Origin of the sequence: Streptomyces bobili (assembly GCF_002154575.1) — a bacterium.
Taxonomy (GTDB): domain Bacteria; phylum Actinomycetota; class Actinomycetes; order Streptomycetales; family Streptomycetaceae; genus Streptomyces; species Streptomyces bobili.
In genome coordinates this window covers 1-2,067 of sequence record NZ_MUBA01000748.1, presented here as the reverse complement: position 1 = coordinate 2,067, position 2,067 = coordinate 1, and the positions used below count along the sequence as shown (strand labels likewise).

The 2,067-nt window shown below is 75.0% G+C and carries 2 protein-coding genes; one reads left to right on the top strand and one right to left on the bottom strand.

The window, feature by feature from the left end; translation table 11 throughout:
* The first annotated feature begins 282 nt into the window (after window positions 1-282).
* The gene (locus BZL64_RS37150) at window positions 283-1,008 is read left to right on the top strand and encodes a DUF2470 domain-containing protein (protein WP_086773403.1); all 726 of its coding nucleotides are present in this window, start codon (window positions 283-285) and stop codon (window positions 1,006-1,008) included.
* Here the strand turns inward: BZL64_RS37150 and BZL64_RS37145 are convergent.
* Window positions 976-2,067 (bottom strand): lactonase family protein (locus tag BZL64_RS37145; protein ID WP_244205776.1); only part of this gene is annotated, 1,092 nt, incomplete at its 5' end. The genes BZL64_RS37150 and BZL64_RS37145 overlap by 33 nt on opposite strands.

The following is a 2,067-nucleotide window of genomic DNA, read 5'->3' as shown; positions in this document are numbered from 1 at the left end:
GCCTTGCCTAACTTATCGGAGATCGGGGCGCACGCCAACCAGGAGCCGCCTACGAGGAGTCCTCGACGAGGAGTCGCCGGCCGGCCAGGGACCCGAGAACCCGTGCGGCACCCGTCAGCGGGCGCTGCTCGGGGTCATCGCCCGCTGACGGGTGCCGCACGGGTTCTCGGGTCCCTGGCCGGCCGGCGACTCCTCGTCGAGGACTCCTCGTAGGCGGCTCCTGGTTGGCGTGCGCCCCGATCTCCGATAAGTTAGGCAAGGCTTACCTAAGGAGGTCCAGGGATGGGTGACAGCGACAGCTGGACGGCCGCGCCCGGCGTGGCGGAGCGGGCCCGGTCCGTGCTCGCCGCGTCGTGGTCCTGCGCGGTGACCGCGGACGGCGGGCGCGAGGAGTTCGTCGGCGCGCACACCGTCGGCGACGACGGGCAGGTGTTCCTGCACGTGCCGGAGGACAGCGCGCTGCAGACGGCCGCGATCTTCGCGCCGCGCGGGGAGCCGTCCGCCGTACTGGAGTTCGCCGACGTCGCACCCGTCCCCGTCCGGGGCCGCATCCGCGCGCGGCTCTGGCTGGCCGGCTGGTTCGTCCCAGAGGACGGCCACCTCGCCTTCCGCGCCACCCGCGTCGTGCTGAAGGAGCCCTCCGGGGCGGTCGTCGTCGCCCTCGACGAATTCGCCGCCGCCGAGCCCGACCCCCTCGCACTGGCCGAGGCCCAGCTGCTCACCCACCTCGCCGACGCGCACCCCGACGCCGTCGAACGGCTCACCCGGCTCATCCGCACGGAGAGCCTGCACGGCGCCGTCCGGGTCAAACCGCTCGCCGTCGACCGGCACGGACTGACGCTGCGCATCGAACGAGCCCGCGCCCACGGCGACGTACGCCTGCCCTTCCACGCTCCGGCCGACGACGTCGGGCAGCTCACCGAACGCATGCACGTCCTGCTCACGCAGGCCGCCGCCGCGTCCTGCCCGCGGGTCCTACAACGGCAGCGCACAGACCGCGACGGGTGACACGAACGGCTCGCCCGCCCGCCGCAGGCCGCCGTCGCGGCCGTCCACGTGGAAGACACCGACGGTGCCGGAGCGCTGGTTCGCGGTGAACAGCAGGCCGCCGTCGGGGGAGAGGGCGAGCTGCCGGGGGAACTCCCCGCCGGACGGCACCGTGCCGAGCAGCCGCAGGCGCGCCCCGTCCGCCTCGACGGCGTAGCGCGCGATCGTGTCGTCGCCCCGGTTGGCGAGGAAGGCGTACGCGCCGTCCGGCGTGACCGCGAACTGCGCCGGATAATTGGTGTCCGCCTTCGCTCCCGTGGACTGCGGCCGACCGATCGTCAGGCGGCCGGACGAGGGGTCGTAGGAGCAGACCGAGACCGTGTCGTCGACCTCGCAGGCCAGGTACGCGTACCGGCCGCCGGGGTGGAACGTGAGGTGACGCGGGCCCGCGCCCGGCCGGGTGTGCGCCCGCGCGACCTCGGTCAGCGTGCCCGCCCGCTGGTCCAGGCGGTACGAGTACACGGTGTCGGTGCCGAGGTCCACGGCGAGCACGTGACCGCCGTCCGGTGTGGTGACGATCTGGTGCGCGTGCGGGCCCTCCTGACCCGGTCCGGGCGCCGGACGGCTGTGGGTGACCAGCGCGGCGCGCTCGCCGAGCGCCCCCGAGGCGTCGATCGGGTGCACGGCGACCGTGCCCGAGCCGTAGTCGGCGCTCAGCAGCCACCGCCCGCCCGGATGCACCGACAGCTGACAGGTGTGCGCCCCGCCCGTCGCCCGGCTCCCCAGCACCTCGCGGTCCGAAGTGCGTACGGCGGTCACGGCCCCGCGCTCGCGCTCCTGCACGGCGTACAGCGTCCGGCCGTCCGGGTGCACGGCGAGATACGACGGGTCCGGGACGCCGGTGATCGTGCCGGAGCCCGTGATCCGGCCCGACACGGGGTCGTACGCGGCGACGCCGATGCCCTCGCCGCCGCCCTCCATCGAGGTGTACGTGCCGAGGTAGAGCGGCCGTGGGCCGGAGGGCTCCTTCGCGGCCGGGGCGGAGGCGGCGGCGGTGGCGCCGGCCGCCGTGGAGGGGGA